At 35.9% G+C, this 15,598-nt stretch carries 20 protein-coding genes, 1 tRNA gene and 1 pseudogene; 15 read left to right on the forward strand and 7 right to left on the reverse strand.

The window, feature by feature from the left end; all coding sequences use genetic code 11:
* The first annotated feature begins 90 nt into the window (after positions 1–90).
* Complete coding sequence (locus LQ188_RS16080) at positions 91–387, forward strand: hypothetical protein (protein WP_101224095.1); 297 nt, start codon at positions 91–93, stop codon at positions 385–387.
* 55 nt (positions 388–442) lie between these two features.
* On the opposite strand, the gene LQ188_RS16085 is transcribed toward LQ188_RS16080, so the two are convergent.
* From LQ188_RS16085 to LQ188_RS16105, 5 genes are all read right to left on the reverse strand, one after another.
* The gene (locus LQ188_RS16085; RefSeq protein WP_101224094.1) at positions 443–931 is read right to left on the reverse strand and encodes a spore coat protein; all 489 of its coding nucleotides are present in this window, start codon (positions 929–931) and stop codon (positions 443–445) included.
* Between the two features lie 233 nt (positions 932–1,164).
* Entirely contained in the window at positions 1,165–1,428 is a 264-nt protein-coding gene (locus LQ188_RS16090; RefSeq protein ID WP_101224093.1) for a hypothetical protein, read from the reverse strand.
* A 159-nt stretch (positions 1,429–1,587) separates the two neighbouring features.
* The gene (locus tag LQ188_RS16095; protein WP_230177404.1) at positions 1,588–2,016 is read right to left on the reverse strand and encodes a GNAT family N-acetyltransferase; all 429 of its coding nucleotides are present in this window, start codon (positions 2,014–2,016) and stop codon (positions 1,588–1,590) included.
* 4 nt (positions 2,017–2,020) lie between these two features.
* Positions 2,021–2,536: a YjcG family protein gene (locus LQ188_RS16100; RefSeq protein ID WP_230177405.1), complete on the reverse strand. Its 516-nt coding sequence runs from the start codon at positions 2,534–2,536 to the stop codon at positions 2,021–2,023.
* 80 nt (positions 2,537–2,616) lie between these two features.
* Entirely contained in the window at positions 2,617–3,339 is a 723-nt protein-coding gene (locus tag LQ188_RS16105; protein WP_101224090.1) for an alpha/beta hydrolase-fold protein, read from the reverse strand.
* Between the two features lie 191 nt (positions 3,340–3,530).
* Between LQ188_RS16105 and LQ188_RS16110 the strand changes: the two genes are divergently transcribed.
* Positions 3,531–4,088 carry a phosphatidylglycerophosphatase A gene (locus tag LQ188_RS16110; RefSeq protein ID WP_101224089.1) on the forward strand — a complete coding sequence of 186 codons (558 nt, stop codon included), beginning with the start codon at positions 3,531–3,533 and terminating at the stop codon, positions 4,086–4,088.
* 17 nt (positions 4,089–4,105) lie between these two features.
* On the opposite strand, the gene LQ188_RS16115 is transcribed toward LQ188_RS16110, so the two are convergent.
* Positions 4,106–4,327 (reverse strand): hypothetical protein, encoded by a 222-nt coding sequence (locus tag LQ188_RS16115; RefSeq protein WP_101224088.1) that lies wholly within the window; start codon positions 4,325–4,327, stop codon positions 4,106–4,108.
* 211 nt (positions 4,328–4,538) lie between these two features.
* On the opposite strand from LQ188_RS16115, the gene LQ188_RS16120 reads away from it, so the two are divergent.
* From LQ188_RS16120 to LQ188_RS16160, 9 genes are all read left to right on the forward strand, one after another.
* A tRNA-Val gene (locus LQ188_RS16120) sits at positions 4,539–4,610 on the forward strand.
* A gap of 215 nt (positions 4,611–4,825) precedes the next feature.
* The gene (locus tag LQ188_RS16125; RefSeq protein WP_230177406.1) at positions 4,826–5,065 is read left to right on the forward strand and encodes a hypothetical protein; all 240 of its coding nucleotides are present in this window, start codon (positions 4,826–4,828) and stop codon (positions 5,063–5,065) included.
* 243 nt (positions 5,066–5,308) lie between these two features.
* Positions 5,309–5,725, forward strand: coding sequence for a hypothetical protein (locus LQ188_RS16130; protein WP_054397148.1), 417 nt, complete (start codon positions 5,309–5,311; stop codon positions 5,723–5,725).
* A gap of 287 nt (positions 5,726–6,012) precedes the next feature.
* Complete coding sequence (locus LQ188_RS16135; protein ID WP_230177407.1) at positions 6,013–6,315, forward strand: WXG100 family type VII secretion target; 303 nt, start codon at positions 6,013–6,015, stop codon at positions 6,313–6,315.
* Between the two features lie 35 nt (positions 6,316–6,350).
* A complete protein-coding gene (locus tag LQ188_RS16140; RefSeq protein ID WP_157831085.1) occupies positions 6,351–6,518 on the forward strand; it encodes a hypothetical protein in 168 nt (55 codons plus the stop codon).
* 260 nt (positions 6,519–6,778) lie between these two features.
* The gene (locus tag LQ188_RS16145) at positions 6,779–8,026 is read left to right on the forward strand and encodes a glycine zipper domain-containing protein (protein ID WP_230177408.1); all 1,248 of its coding nucleotides are present in this window, start codon (positions 6,779–6,781) and stop codon (positions 8,024–8,026) included.
* 9 nt (positions 8,027–8,035) lie between these two features.
* A complete protein-coding gene (locus LQ188_RS16150; protein ID WP_101224085.1) occupies positions 8,036–8,833 on the forward strand; it encodes a hypothetical protein in 798 nt (265 codons plus the stop codon).
* A 4-nt stretch (positions 8,834–8,837) separates the two neighbouring features.
* Entirely contained in the window at positions 8,838–9,404 is a 567-nt protein-coding gene (locus LQ188_RS16155; RefSeq protein ID WP_311735922.1) for a DUF5381 family protein, read from the forward strand.
* A 665-nt stretch (positions 9,405–10,069) separates the two neighbouring features.
* Positions 10,070–10,897, forward strand: coding sequence for a hypothetical protein (locus LQ188_RS16160; RefSeq protein WP_230177410.1), 828 nt, complete (start codon positions 10,070–10,072; stop codon positions 10,895–10,897).
* Between the two features lie 473 nt (positions 10,898–11,370).
* Here the strand turns inward: LQ188_RS16160 and LQ188_RS16165 are convergent, their stop codons facing one another.
* Complete coding sequence (locus tag LQ188_RS16165) at positions 11,371–12,507, reverse strand: site-2 protease family protein (RefSeq protein ID WP_230177411.1); 1,137 nt, start codon at positions 12,505–12,507, stop codon at positions 11,371–11,373.
* Positions 12,508–12,674: 167 nt separating this feature from the next.
* On the opposite strand from LQ188_RS16165, the pseudogene LQ188_RS16170 reads away from it, so the two are divergent.
* The 4 genes and pseudogenes from LQ188_RS16170 to LQ188_RS16185 all read left to right on the forward strand — a co-directional run.
* A pseudogene (locus LQ188_RS16170) lies at positions 12,675–12,873 on the forward strand (flavodoxin-dependent (E)-4-hydroxy-3-methylbut-2-enyl-diphosphate synthase); the annotation flags it as partial.
* Between the two features lie 957 nt (positions 12,874–13,830).
* Positions 13,831–14,160, forward strand: a complete 330-nt coding sequence (locus LQ188_RS16175) for a PadR family transcriptional regulator (RefSeq protein ID WP_202315495.1) — start codon at positions 13,831–13,833, stop codon at positions 14,158–14,160.
* Positions 14,157–14,573 (forward strand): permease prefix domain 1-containing protein, encoded by a 417-nt coding sequence (locus tag LQ188_RS16180; protein WP_230177413.1) that lies wholly within the window; start codon positions 14,157–14,159, stop codon positions 14,571–14,573. The genes LQ188_RS16175 and LQ188_RS16180 overlap by 4 nt, the downstream gene beginning before the upstream one ends.
* Position 14,574: 1 nt before the next feature.
* Positions 14,575–15,207, forward strand: a complete 633-nt coding sequence (locus LQ188_RS16185; RefSeq protein ID WP_230177415.1) for a hypothetical protein — start codon at positions 14,575–14,577, stop codon at positions 15,205–15,207.
* Positions 15,208–15,598 lie beyond the last annotated feature (391 nt).

The following is a 15,598-nucleotide window of genomic DNA, read 5'->3' on the forward strand; positions in this document are numbered from 1 at the left end:
AAAAAAGAATGCGGAAAATCGTGTTTAAATATTGTTTCGGACGGGTAATTAAATGACAATACAACTATGTAAATATAAGGAGGGAAAACTATGGGGTACATAGCACCTGTCACACAATTTGATTATATTCAATATGCCAACCGGACGATCGAAGCTGCAGAGAATGTAAGAATTGTTAAAGGGACGACACCCATTCAACCTGTCCGTTTCGATCAGGTGCTTAAAAGTGAAAGGGGAAGCTTTGAAGGATTACATCAAATTAAAGATAATAATCGGGAAAGTACATATGGGGCAGGCACATATAAATATCAAATGGGCATGAGGGTCAGTGAAGAAATAACGGCGGAAATGACAGGGAAAGGAAGGTTCTTCAACGAAGTTGTCTAGATATGCCACCAAAAACAAAAGAGGACACGCGAAGTGTCCTTTTTGTGTTGATTCCTTAGAGAATGTCAATTTCTACGATTAGAGCTAACAATAGTTGCAATAATAATTGGATGTTTAGAGCGATTTGTGCATCAGTTGTTGTAATGTCGATATCACGGCTGTTTTCAACAATTGTTTTTTGGCGCGTGATTTGTTTAACATTAGAAGATTGGATTAATTCTTGAGTGATCTTTTCAGCATTATCAGAATCTGCGATTGAAATGCTTACGATGACCGCAATTGCAGCTTGTAGAGCAGCTTGAAGAGAAAGGGCCGCTTTAACATCCGTTGAAGTGACATTTACATTACAAGAATCTTTAATGTAAATAAGTTCTTCAGAAAGCTGAACTTGATTATTATCCTGTCTTGCCTCTTGGTCAATGCGTGTGTCATCGTCGTTACAGAACCCTGACAGGGGATGTCTGGAAGCGGAATCTAGAGCCGACCATGATCTTTCAGAGTCTTCATGTGTGTTACAGTTGCTACGATATACATTTTGGTTCATGTTGTTTTTTCCTCCTTAGGTTTTATTCCCTATTAAAATATGCTTTGATGGGTAATCGGGTTGGACGAATAAATCAGTTAATTCGTCTATTTTTTAATACTTAGAGAAAGTATTAGTGTGTGGGGATGAATAATAAAGAAGCTGGAGCTTTAGGAATGAAATGTAAGTGCTGCTATGACTCGGTTTACTTAATTCTCGCCAGCAAGTAAGGTTTGATTAGGTGATATGGTGTGTCATTTATCTTTGGAATCCGTGAATTTGTTGTGAATGGAATTTGTAACTGGATTAACATCATGTTCAGTGATGTTCTTTTCTTGGTTTATGATTTTTTGTGATTGCTCTTGTAAATGGCGAATGGTTTCTTTAAGGTTGTTTTTCTCTCTTTCAGTCAGATCGACTTTTTCCTTTTTGAAACCATGTTTTCTCATAGTCCTCGAAACCAGCAGTTCCATCAGTCTTTTTTGAGACTCCTCCAGGTTAAAATCATTGTTACCCATAAAATTTTCCCTCCTTCTTGCTTTCTATATATAGACTATGTATTTTTGCTGAGATTGCCATTGAACGGAAATGGTTTTTTTTATTAAACGATAATTTAAGTTCATGAACGAACAAAAAAAGCTGTCCAATCAGAGAACTGAAAGGACAGCTTTTGTATATTATAAAACGGTTTTCTTCATCGTTTTATGAGGAATGCCGGCATCCATGAATTCGTCGGAAATGACCTCATACCCTAATTTCGAATAAAAAGGGATGGCATGGACCTGGGAATCAAGCTTCAATTGAGGTACTTCCTGCTGGATGGCGTATTCCTCAATAGCATTCATGATCATGGCACCGGCACCATTCTTACGGCCAGATGATAGTACACAAATGCGCTGGACTTTACCGATGTTGTCGATGACCCTGAAACGGCCGGCACCGATTGGCTGATGCTGATCATCATATAAAACGAAATGTGTAGACTCTTGTTCATATTCATCGATCTCTTCTTCAAGAGGGACGTTTTGTTCTTGGACGAACACTTTTTTTCTGATCATATAAGCATTTTCAAGCTCTTGGCTGTTTTCTGCGATTTTTACAAACACGAAATCATTCAGCTCCTAATCTAAATGTTTCATAAACGGTCCATGCCCCATCTTCAAGTTGATACAGCAAGTGAACTCGTTTCACCTCTTCTTCATGGCTGATGTCAAGCATGCTTAATTGGCCTAAAACATCAGAGTGCTCATTATCGGATAAATCTTGAGCGATGGTAATATGCGGGACAAATGCATGTTCACTTTCACTTTTCATGAAGTCCTCATTGTTAAGTGCATCATGCAGCTCTTGAAGCCCTTCGGATAATTCCACTTTGAAATAAATGGTATTGCTTACAGGTTGGAAAGACTTCGTTTTCGTAACGCTTATCGTAAAAGGCCTGCACTTACGAGCAATCTCTTTTAATTGATCGGCGATTGTTGAAATTTCCATATCCGTCGCTTCGAACGTTGGTTTAAGCGTCAGATGCGGTGGTATGAAAGCATATTTCGTATCATACCGTTTGCGATAGGAGTTAGCTAAATCTTGAAGTTTTTTTGAAGGGAAAATTGCAACACCATATTTCATAAATAAAACCTCCTGATATTTTTTTATCGTTGTATTATAGTTGGCCATGTTTTTCTTTAACCCATCACAAAAGGAGAGGGTTAGAACATTTCCAATAGTGCTCGTTTTAAATCTGCCTGCCAGTATTTCCAGGTATGATTACCTTCAAATTCTTCATAGAAGTAAGGAAATCCTTTTTGATTTATTAATTTATGCAATTCCCTGTTGGGCTCTATGAAGTTTGCCTTCTTGCCATCCGTCGTCGGAACATCCGTTTCCCCAGTCCCGATCACATGGTAAAGTTCGAGAAGATGCGGATCCTCAAAATTACGTACAGCATCCATTACTGCCTCATTGGCAAGTGGCGACTGCATGATGCATTTCCCAAATGTATGCGGATACTTTAGTGCGGCCAATAAAGAAACTGTACCGCCAAGAGAGTCACCGATCAAAGTTCGACCATGTCCCATTTGATAGGTAGGGAATTCATCATCTAAAAACGGGACAAGTTCATGGGCAAGAAAACGTATGTATGCAATGTGCTGTTCCCCGTCGGGATGATATTTGCGCCTGCGGTCAAAGCGGTCTTTATAGGGAATGCCGACAATGATGATATTCTCAATCTCATCGTTCCCTAACAGTTCATCTGCTACCCGACCGATTCGACCCATTTGAAAATAATCACGGCCATCCTGAGCAATCACAAGCGAATATTTATACAGTGGCGAAAAATTAGCAGGTAAGTAAACAAGCAGTTCCAATTCTTCTGCTAAAGCTTCGCTTTTAAACATGTACTCTTTAATTGTGCCTTTGCGTAAACTCATTCTCCCGCACCTCATGATAATTAATAATGAAAAACAACTTACTTGATTATTTTAGCATAGCCTAGCGACTTTTTCCCGTGACAAGATTTTAGAATAGAAAATTTTCATTGTATTTTCTAAAAATTTGAATAATAAGGTGCTATAATAAAAGGATATAGAAAAATAATACAATAAAAAAGGTGGCGAATAAAATGGCAGATGTACAAGTACACAGCAGGGAAGTAACGAAGGCGGCTAAACGAACATTATTAGAGCGTGGTGTCAGTGTGGAGGCAATTGCAAAAATCGTTTATGAATTGCAGTTCCCGTATAAAGCTGATCTAAAGCTGGAGGAATGCATCCACAGCGTTGAGCGTGTCCTGTTGAAAAGGGAAATTCAACATGCCATTTTAGTCGGTGTGGAGCTGGATAAACTGGCCGAGCAAAAAAAACTATCAGAACCCCTGCAATCGATTGTTGAGTCTGATGAAGGGCTATTCGGAGTGGATGAAACGATTGCCTTTGGTGCAGTGCTCGGTTACGGAAGCATTGCTGTAACCACCTTTGGCCATTTGGATAAAAATAAAATAGGCGTCATACACGAACTTGATAAGAAGCAAGAAGGAATCGTGCATACCTTCCTGGATGATATCGTTGCTAGCATTGCCGCGAGTGCCGCCTCAAGGTTAGCTCACCGTCTGAGAGATGAAGAAGAATCGTTAACCGAACAGGAAAAGGACATCCAGGAAGAAGAAGAGTTAATCGGTTGAACCTTGATTAACAATCTTCAGCCAGACCTATCAAACCTAGCCTTAATGAGGCGGGCAGAAAGGATATTGGCCACTTTAAATGTCCGTTTTGTCTGCCTTAGAAAACAGAATGCGTGAATATGGCCTGGATAAATTTCAAGCACCTGTATTTTCCGCTGCGTGATCTTACCTTGTTCGGAGAGATAAATTATCTCCAATGGAGCATTTCCTTCCATATGTTTACGAAGTATATATTTCATTCCCTGTCACTCCTTTGCTGACTTGCTTGCTATCATTATATGCGAACGTACGTTTTATATGCAAGTGAAAAGGGAATGTTCGTTCGTGTTTTGCGGAGCAGGGAAATAAAATAAGAAAAAATTAAAACTTTTTTAATATAATGCGTTGACTTTTTAACAAAAAAACTTATAATAAATTATGTACTTAAGTAACCAGTCAGTCATTACATACGACTTGTTAGCTCAGTGGGAGAGCACTTCCTTGACAGGGAAGGGGTCGTGGGTTCGAATCCCTCACAGGTCATCAACTAACAAAGGCTCAAATCCTTGATATCACAAGGCTTTGGGTCTTTTTTTGTTTTTAAAGATATAGTTCATTATGTATTATTTACTCAATTGGTGGCGGATGGAGAAGGATTAAAACGCATTACAGGACAATTATTTGTAATAATTAATATTTCAAGGAGCTGTAGGTAAAGCCTTTTGCTTATTCAGCTCACGATGGTGGTTAAAAATAAGATGACGCATGAAGACTATGCAAAATATCGGCAAACGATGAAAGACTTCAGAGATGAATTTTCAGCTCACAGAGAGTGTGGTTACAACGAACCTGTCCCCTACTTTGATATTGCGCATAATGTAGCACTTCATTACGTTTCTTGGCTTGAAAAGTATAATACAATCCCTTCACTTGAAATGACGGTAGAAGAATATCAAGAAGAATTACAACCAATGATAGAAAGTTTTAAAGTGAAATAAATAGAAGGAGGAAAGTATGGAAGAGTAATTAAAAGTAAAATTCCTTTCCAATTAGGGGTTCTATTAGGGGATTAATCATACTTCTCGTATGACTTACCCTCCACTTCAGTATTATGTGGTAAATGTTTCCTGGTTTTAACTGTGTTATTTTAATATCTCAACAGTTTATCATATTGATAAAGGAAGAATAACTTAATCTACTACTATAATGAAGTAAGTCTTTAAAAGGGAAGTGATAGTTAAATGCTTTATATAAGCGATATCGAAAAGATAATTAATAACACATTAAATGAGCACAATTTGGATATTATTTATGAATTTGACAATAATCTAAGTGCACCTATGAGTTATAACGTATCGACCAATACTATAAAATTCAATTACCTTCAAGTTAACGGTTATAAAGGGAAAATTAGAATTAAAGAGACAGAGGAAGACTTTGTTAAAATTATTCTTTATCGTATGATTGGTTATTATTTAGATTTTAAGAAAAACAAACATGATTTAAGGATTTTAATGTATGGTCACGAAGAAGAAAAAGAAAAGCTAAAATCTGAAATAGAAACTAATGCTTGGGATTATGGGAGAACATTAATACCTGAACAACTATTGGAGTCATATGATAAAGTTCGTGAATTAGATAAAATGCTAATAAATTAATGTACTCTAAGAAAATGGTGCAGAAATGGATAAACCTTTTTCCTCTGAATGAGGAAAATTGCAGTTTTCCTCATTATATCATGGCATACTTTTCAACTACACTCGTTATGTTAATAAAATAAAACATTCCTCCTATATCTATTTCTTATTTCAATACTGGGGGCCTATGGAAGTGACTTAGTAATTATAGTAACATTTACTTATCTAAAATAGGGAATTGTTGTATTAAAATGGTATTTGAGAATAAATAGAGAAAAAGTACGTTGACTCAATAATGAGGTGAAAAGATGAATTCGGATAAAGTCAGAGCATTAACAAAAGTGTTTCAGGAATCTTCTGAGGAGTTAAAATTAGATGAATCAAAATTAATGCAGAGTATACATACAAATACGGAGACATGGGCTGGCGAAGCCCGGAAAAAATTTGATTCAATACTAGATGAAGCAGCTGTCCTATTTCAAAGACATTCAGACAATCTTTATCAAATAAGTAGAGAATTAGAAAGCGCAGCAAATGAAGTTGACAGAGTGAGAGAAGAGATTGAAAGACAAAGAGAATTAGAGCGCCTAGCTTGTATGAAGGATGAGTAGAAACAAAATGAATGAAGGATATAAAGAGGTGTCATATGAAACCGAAGAATAGGGATCGTAAAAGTTTGGAAGAGGAAGGCTGGATCCTCCCGGATAAGAATAAGCAAAATAAAGATGGTAGTTTACTCCCCGGCTGCGGCGGTTTTTTTATTTTGTTCATTCAATTTGGTGTTTTGGCACATCAAATAATCACTCTTTTTTAAGTCTACCTTATGTCCGCTAAAGTTTTACAACTGTACTTGCCAATATGATAATCGTTTTGAAAGGTTTAAAATGGCTCGTAATAAGTAGAGACAAGGAAAGAAAAAAGAAGATGGCGGTAAGCAAGGAATGGATAAAAATTGGGTACCGGGTTGTGTCGACCCATTTATCCTGCCTTTACAGATTATTCTATTAGGACATCACTTTTTTCATAGTATATAGATGAAATAGTTCATAAAGGAAAAGAAAAGAGGATGATACAGTGGGGAATAAAATTTCCGTAGACCCAGATCGTTTAGAATATTTAGCAAATGAGTTTGTCTCGCACTTGTCAAAAATTGAAGAAGAATACAAGAGTCTTCATTTGGAACTAGTGAACCTAATTAGCAGTGCTCCAGCAGAGTATAGTCATTGTTTTTATCAAGTAGGAGATCCGTGGGGAACAGGAAATCAAATAGTTGACCTTCTGAGTGAAATGGAGATCGACCTTCGAATGACCGCCAATAAATTTTCCGATGCTGATAACTTAGTCGGTCAACTTTATAAACTGCATGAGAAATATGGAGCGCTCACTGCGATGGGTGCTTTAGTATCAAAGCAGCTGGCATTTTATGGGTTAGGTTTTACACAATTTATCAAAAATAGTGATGATGTCTATATGTATAAACATATGAATGCCCTAAATAAACTAACAGATGTAGTCGATAATTCCAAATTTCGTAATGTAGCAAGAGCCTATTTAAATCCAACCTTTTTATTGAAAAAATATAGAGATGTTCCATTTGCTGATTTAGTTCACAAAAAGGTTGCCAAATATCTTCCTGGTGATGTTGTTAAGTATACAGATAGTTCAAAGGCATTATTTGAAGGGATTAATCATCGAGCATTGGACTCTACAACGTTTAAATCATTTCTACAGACGGGAGCGAAATTTGCCAAAACCAACGCTGTTAGTGCAGTACTGGTAACGGGAGTAATGGAAGCAGGCGGAATGGGACTGAAAATTTCCGAAAACTATGCGAAATATGGAAATAATCCAGAGGTCTTAAAGCGAGAAAATGCAAAAGCGGTAGGAAATGCAGTGAATAATACCGTAGCGATTTCTGGAGGTTCCATTGCGGGAGCATTCGTAGGAGGGGCTCTAGGAAGTTTAGTAGGCCCAGTCGGTACGGTTGTAGGAGCCGCTGCAGGTTCATTTGTAGGAGGACTTGTTGGAGAGCAAGCGGCTAAGCTTACGGCAGGTATAGCAGAGAAAGCAGCGATTATCATTAAAGAACCTATACATGATGGGCTTGAACTGATTAAAGGTGGTTTGGAGAAAGCTGGGAAAGTTGTTGAAGGTGTTAATAAAGGTGTTGATTTCTTAAATGATCAAATTAAGGATACTATTGCTGACCCAATAGGGAAGGTGGGGGAAATTGGTAAGGGATTATCTAAGGCAAAAGAAACAGCGAGTTCCCTTGCCGATGGAGCAAAAGATTTTTTTGAGGATAAATTTTCATTTTTTTAAGGAGGATATATGAATACCGTTCAATTAAGTATTGAAGAGTTACTTTTTTCATTTTATAGTGAAGGTTTATTTGAACAAGGAATGTCGATTAAGGAAACCTATTTTCAAACGCTTCAAGATGCCGAGTTGAAATTAATGCTAGAAATTGCCTCTCGCTCTTTGTTAGCAAAAGATATGTTAAAGGAAGTAAATAATCAATATAAGTTAAAAGATGAATTTGCTGCCTATATTCATACATTGAATAATGCAGAAAGTACCGTAACGGCTTCTAAACATCAGCCAGACTTAAATGGAGAAGATAGTATTTCCTTTCATTTTAAAAAAGGAGAGGTTTATTTACATAAAGTATTGTACGATCATCAAGTTCACTCTATTTCTAAGCTGCGGAAAGAAGAAATCCTTTCAGTTATAAGCGGTTTTTTCCATTTCCATACGTTAGAAAAGCAAGGTGAAGTTATTCTTCAGTTAAAAAGTGAAGAATTTGAAGAACTTTTAGAAGATGTAAGTCAATCTCATTCTTTACCGGAGTCAATTGTTCAGAAATGGGTAAGTAAAAAGGGAGAGTCTACTAGTATCTTAGAGTTTTTAAATGATATTTCGAATAGAAACGGTAAAATGGATAGTTTAGTAAGCTTAACGTATGACTCAGAGAATAACCCTGACCTAAAAGATCTTTATTTTATGATTCCAGGAAAGAATGAATGTTGGCTAGCTACAAGGGACAACAACCTTGACCTGAGTATTCAGAGAGCAAATGAGGCATCTATTAATCAACTATTATTAACCAACAAGATTCTTCCAGCTTAAGGAGGTGCATTATTTGGTAAACGTTAAGAAAGAAAATAACGCCATTCAGATAAAAGGGTCAAAGTTCATGTACGGGTGGATGTTTCTTGCGACTGTAGGGTTTTTAATTGCTTGTTTTTTCTTAATCATACACGGTTTGAAATTTGAGTCCAAGTATTCCTTATTTTACCTTGGTGGTGGTCTCATCTTTACTCCTTTTTACCTTTACCTAACGCTTTGGTCACTTCCAGGTTTTATTCCAGGAAAGGTCCTGTTAACGATTGTCCAAGGTGAAAATGGTACGATTAAGACGAAGAAAGGTACAGTTTATATTAAGAATATCCGGAATATCGATTTAGTAAGAAATCCACTGAATTTAATCAATGATATAGTCATTGACACCCTTGATGACAAAACCATAAAAATTCGTACGTATAATTTACTTGATGACCTGGATTATCAGGTGGTCGTTGATCAATATCTTTATCCCTATATTACAGAAAATGCAAAAAAAGTATGGGATCGCAAGGTGGATTTAGATAAATTGCAAAGAGTAGCCAAATACGAGCGCCAAGAGCAGAAAATTGATTAACGATCATTCAAATTAAAAGAACTCAGTCCAAAGCTGGTGATTCGTGTCCAATTGTCTTTTTCATTATAAATCTGTTATAATCCGATTACTTTCACTTCCTGACAGGGAAGGGGTCGTGGGTTCGAATCCCTAACAGGTCATCAACTGACAAAGGCTCAAATTCTTGATATCACAAGGATTTGGGCCTTTTTTGTTTATAAAATATAGTTCATTTTGTATTATTTACTCAATTGGTGGCGTAACGGTGGCGGATTGAGAAGGATTTAAACGTACTACAGGTCAATTATTTATAATAATTAATATTTCAAGGAACTGTAGGTAAAGCTTTTTGCTTATTCAGCTAATGATGGAGGTTAAAAATAAGACCATCACCGATTCGGTGTTTCGGCTGTTTAACGAAGAGATAGTCCCTTCAACATACATTCAATAAATGCAATCCATTTGTCTTCCTTTTTTGAACGATACATAGGTGAATTTGTGAATTTGTTAAATCAGTATATGTTTATTCGTGTTCAATATTATCAGCTGTACCGAGTAAAATTAATGTTTGATGAAATCAGCCGAATTAGGGTCGATAATACTTACGATGGTTTAATATTGTAAAAATTTAACAGACGAGTTATTCTTAAATCACCTAACAAGGCACAATATTAAAGGAGAAAATAGTGAGTTATCTCGGAAAGTATTTGAAAATGCCACCAACAATTGAAAAGCTCCATAAATTAGAGAAGGAAATTGAAAAAGAAGGCCACTCCTTAAGTAATTTATCCCTTTATTTGGAATTTGATTTCTCCCCTTATGAAAATACTCCCTATGATGTCATTACATTTGCTAGTACAGGCGTTGACGGCATACATTTCGGATTTCTAACTGACTTCGGAACAGTATCTGATTTAGAGAATGCTTTTGTTGTATGTATTAGTCCAATGGATTTTGATTCACATATAAAGATTGTAGCAAGGAATATAAGGGAGTTTCTTAACTTGGTTTGTACGATGAAAGATGCCTTAACTATTTCTAACTTTAATATCCTGGAAGAAGAGGGACAGTATATTCGTTTGCTCAAAGAACTAAAACAAGTAGAACCTGAAGATGAGGAATTTGAAGAGGACGCAAACTATGTAGTGGAAAAGATAATAGCCACATTCGATAGCGAACGAATAGAGGATGTCTATCATTATGTGGAAGGAAAAGTAAGGACAGAAAGAGAGCAACAAACTATTTTATCAACTCTTGATGGGTTAGGCATAATACCTGTAGAGAACATTACAAGCAATTTTCTCCCATACAAACTTGAAAAAGATATGACGATTGACATGGAAGAAGTGAAGGCCTTTTTTAATTCTGCAACAACAGAAAGTAAAATGGCTTTTTTCAGAGATGTCCAATTTACTTACTTAATTGCAGATGAGATAGCGTTAAAAGAATTGGTCATACATGAAATGATAAAATTAGGTTTACAGGATGAAGTCGATAGATTATACGTGTTTTAGGTCCTCTTTTTCTTGTCTAATTAACACCATAACCCTTAACAGAACCAAAAATTATTAGAAGGTTACTTGTAGGGGTATTTACTTAATCATAAATGATCCAAACGAGGGCTTATTTGGAACATTAATTAAGGAGGCTTTCACCAAGTCGTAAATGAAGGTGAAGTCAATGGAAGCCTCCATTTTACGAACCAAATGGTTCGCCGGCACCAGTTGATCTCACTGAATAGAATTATGTTTCGAAAGCATCCTCATCACCTCAAGTTTTAATAGATCTATTTTAAAACAAAAAAGACTGTAGGCAAAAGGAGTTCTATCTAAATTTTTAAATATAGTTGATAGGAGCGAGTGCATGAAATGGAAATCAACGTCCAAATTTGTACAAGCAAAAAAACTGTAGACAAACTCGATGAAAATCGGGTTTGTCTACAGTTTGAGGGGACCTTCATAAATCGAGGTCCCTTTTTCATAATGTATTACGGTAATGAAGTTTTATATTGTTCCATTAAATCACCTGCATATAAGCTTGTTATCATTAAGAAAATGGCAAGCCCAATGTATAATGAGAACCAGATGACTTTTGTTTTGAGACTCGATGAGTAATAGGATTTCTCTTTATCCCTAATTTCAGTCTGTTCTTGCACTTCTTTAAAGAACGTTGCTACTATTCGTTCATACGTGCCTATATTTTCAAAATCGGTCGGTCCGTTCTGGTATTCATTCGAATTAGCAGCATCCATTAAGGATCTATAAATATTTAATTTTACCTCGGTCAGCTGTTTTTCTTTTAGCTTATTATCATCAAATAGCGGGATATGCCAACTCTTCATGTTGTTAAACTTTTCATATAGTTGGCTTAATTCCATATTCCAAATATTAACCAGGCGAATTTTTTCTTCATCTGTTGCACCTGCATATTGTTCGAGTTGCCCTAACCCAAATTGATTCAGTTCGATGATGATGTCTCTTTGATTTCTGGTTGTCTCGCTACGAAATTCTTTCCACCACTTAGAAATACCCAATAATAAGAAAAGAATTAAAAATGGATTTGGATGGAGAAACAAATATACAACCATTCCGATAATCCCTAATACCCAAAGCTTTGTGGAGATGACTCCCACTATACGTCCTCCATCAAGAGGATGCACAGGCATTAGATTTAATAGGTTAATCATGGCTCCAAGTGTAATAACTAAAAGCCAAAATGGATTTTCCGTCATCATAAATAGGGGGATGGCTGGTAGAAATGCTAATGTACCTAATAAAGGACCTCCGAAGGCAAGATAAGCTTCTTGGTTAGCATTCTTGGGCTCTTCTTTAAGGGCAATTAATGCTCCTACAAAAGGGATGAAAATGGCATTGGATGTTTTGATGCCTTTTCTCTTAGCAGCAAGTAAATGCCCCATTTCATGGATGTAAATTAGATAGACTAGGGCCACGGCAAATTTCCAACCGTAAACCAAGGCATACGCTCCTAATGAAACGAAAATAGAAATCAGGGAACCTACTTTTGCTATTTTCAATAGCGCAAACAACCATTTTATTTTTCCTAGAAAAAATAACCCGATTGCCCCCAAACTTAACCATCCTTTATTCAATTTAGATTCTTTCAAAATGTACCTCCTAGAGTAAATGGGAAAACAGATGACCCCAGTGATACTATGTCAATCTGAGCGTCTTCTTGATTTATCATTTTGCTAATATCCTTATTATATCGTATTTGATAATCCATTTCTTATCATTTTAGTAATGTTTTTCTAGAATATTAACTTCGCATTTTTCTTTAAGTGCTGACCCAGTAGTAGAAGTGAAGGTAGCAAGAGAATCATTGAAGTCGTTTGGATTATCATCGAATGCGACTACGCTGATTTCGTGTCCAAACTTGTGGGCGCATAGAAGTTGACCTCATTAGTATTACGAATGAAAAAGAAGAGTATATTCAAACGATTAAAGTTCCGATAAAAGTAGCTGTGCTAGGTTCTACTTTAGCAGGGACTTAGCCAATTTCTTAATCTCACCATCATCCCTTGTATTGCCCCATACAATACATACACATGGAGTGCTGTGCGTTGGTAGAATAAATTAAATAATAAGCAGTTGGGTTCGAGGATCGGTAAAAGATTCTCGGACTTTCATCTCCTGTTATTTCAATTAAGCAATGAAAATATAAGGTGTAAGTAAAAAGATAGACTTCTACTTTTTTATATTAATTAGTTGATTTTCCGCCCTAAAGTACTTGAACTTTAAATTAATTTTCTACTTATATGTGCAATAAAAGTTAATAGCATAGCTTTTACGGTCAAAATATATTATTCAAATTTATTATTTAGAAAATGTAAGTTCAGTCTCTTAAGATATACATGGGATTAAGTGATTAGTACAATATACCTGGATTTGTTTTTATGTAAAAATGTACCGATAATATGAAGGTGAGTCATTAAACAGTAACAGGGTTAAAAAAATCTTGACTATTTCTGAAAGAATAAGCATGAGACCGAATTGGCTGGACTTAAAATAAAAACACATCAAGACTGCGGACAAAAACCATTGATGAATTTTTTAATGATCCTACTATTGTACTTAAGTAAAAAGAAACAGTGCAGCAAATGACTTAATAGTACAAATGAATTTAGATTCTAATGTACCAATCGTGTTACAAATTTTTCCCTGTCTACAGTAAATGTTAGAAAATCCGTGAACCAAGAATTAGAAAGTATTCCATTTGAAGATTTAAAAAAGAAAATTGTATAACAACTATTTCTGACCTACCCGACAAAAGTTGAAGAGATTGGACAGCCATTTTATCTTTATAATGGACAAATTACCTATTTTTTCTATTTTCCTAAAAAAGCTGAAAAATTACTTTGACAGATAGAGTACATTTCGTTATGATTACTCTATGAGATGGAATAGTTTACAGGCAAGGGAGTGACAATTTGATTAGAAGTGATATTATACGCGGACATTTGGATGCGATTATCCTACGCTTAATTCTGGAAAAGGACCGCTACGGTTATGAAATATCGCAAGAGATTAGTTTACGTACTGAAAATAGCTTTCAAATCAAAGAGGCAACATTATATGCCGTATTTCAAAGACTGGAGAAAAAGGAATTAATTGAGTCTTATTACGGGAGTGTTTCAAGGGGAGGAAAAAGAAAGTATTACCGAATAACTACGCTGGGGAAGGCATTTTTTAAAGAAACAGTTGAAGAATGGAAAGAAACAAAGAAAATTATTAATCTATTTATGGAGGAATTCAATTGAAGCAATTAATGAAGCGTGTGAACGAGTTATTTAAAGACGTTCCGGAAAGTGAGCAAAAAGAAACGGTTATACAGGAAGTGCTGCAAAACCTCGAGGAAAAGGTGTGGGACTTAATGGAGCAGGGGAAAGGCGAAGAAGATGCGATTAATAAAGCAATTATTGAATTTGGCGATGCAGAGGATTTAAAAAATGAGCTTGGAGTCAAACAGCTAGGTAAGCCAACCAAGAAAAATAATACGAAATTAAACCTAGAGTATTCAATCTGGGGCAGTGTATTAATTATTTCCTTGCTCGTCTTCATCAATTTCTATTATTCACCCCATGTGATTTGGTTTGTCTATCCTACCTTTGCAGTGCTTTGGTGGCCGTTAACAATGTATTTCAGGTGGAAGAAAGTGAAAAAGGGAGAGTAATATGAAGAAATATGAAATTGGTTTTGTTGTTACAGGCAGTGTCATGACGATTGTCTTTTTAATCCTGATTAATTTTTTAACAAGCGCTCAATATCCTTGGTTTATTTATCCAGTCTTGGCTGTATTACTGTTTTCTCTGGGGCTATACTGCGTACGCGCAAAGAAATACACACTATTCTCCGTGCTGGGAAGTTTCCTGCTTTTGCTTTGTCTTATTATAGTGAACTATATCAATACACCTGGTTATCCGTGGTTTTCCTATACGGTGGCCCCCATCGTCATGTGGCCGGCTCTTGTGATACAAGGACAGAGGGCTAAAACCATGACTACAGCTCTCATTGGAAGTATTTCATTCATTTTATACTACATACTATTAAATATCTTTTTAGCCCCTCAAGTTCCGTGGATTATTTTTCCTGCTTTCGTTATTCTTTGGTGGCCGCTTTCACTTTACCACGTACAACAAAAATCCTATTTTGGATTCTCTATCTACGCATCTTTGTTTATCAGTGTCTTTTTTATCAGCGTCAATGCTATCTTTTCACCACAGGAAGTCTGGGCTGTTTATCCAATCTTCGCGGTGCTTTGGTGGCCGTTAAGCATGTATTATTTTAGCTACAGGCAAAAAAAATAAATCATTTAATGTATTTTGAAAGACTAAATATTCCAAAATGCCAAGGCTATAAATAGAAAACTCATGACAAGTTTTTCGGTTCAAGCACACTAATATTCATTTTAGTATGAAAATACTGAGGTACTCGTTTTAATGGTCCTTCTCATAATCGAGGGAGGAATTTATTCGCTTGATTATAAATAATCAAGTATAAATTAATCATGTCTATCGAAGTATTAGAAGATAAACCTGGTAATAAAGTATTGGGAAATTCGAATTTACAGTTAGTTTAATAACCATATAATAAACGTCATTCTACTATTTTTAAGGGGAACAGTAATCATGTGGAAGAAGAAAATTAGAACGAATAAACTATCATTTGTGTTAATTGCCGTGATCTTAATGGTTACCT

The organism is Peribacillus sp. Bi134 (genome assembly GCF_918698065.1).
Taxonomy (GTDB): domain Bacteria; phylum Bacillota; class Bacilli; order Bacillales; family DSM-1321; genus Peribacillus.